This is a genomic window from Treponema sp. R6D11, from assembly GCF_054786075.1.
In genome coordinates, this window is sequence record NZ_BDHD01001202.1 from 1 (window position 1) to 360 (window position 360).

Sequence of the window (360 nt, forward strand, 5' to 3'; positions counted from 1 at the left end):
ACCATGTACGTGGCGGTAAAAAGTCTTACGTTAAAATCTTCCACGGGATTCTTCTCCAGCACGAGGGGAATCTTAAACTACGGCGACAAAGTTACCATTTTGCAGATTAGCGGCAGTAACGCCGAAATACGAAGCGCGGCGAACACTTCGATATCCGGCTGGACGCAGACGGCGAACCTTTCCGCAAAGCAGATTGTATCGGGAAACACAAATACGGCTTCGGCCAGGGAAGTCGCCCTTGCGGGGAAAGGCTTTAACCAGGAAGTTGAAAACGCCTATAAAGCGAAAGGAAAATTAAACTACGCGGACGTTGACAAGGTGGAAACTCTCTCAGTAAGCGAGGCGGACCTGAAAAAATTC

At 49.2% G+C, this 360-nt stretch carries 1 protein-coding gene; it reads left to right on the plus strand.

Translation table 11 applies throughout. The annotated features are described in order from the left end of the window. Window positions 1–360 (plus strand): SH3 domain-containing protein (locus tag ACYVTD_RS18115; protein ID WP_461248999.1); only part of this gene is annotated, 360 nt, incomplete at both ends.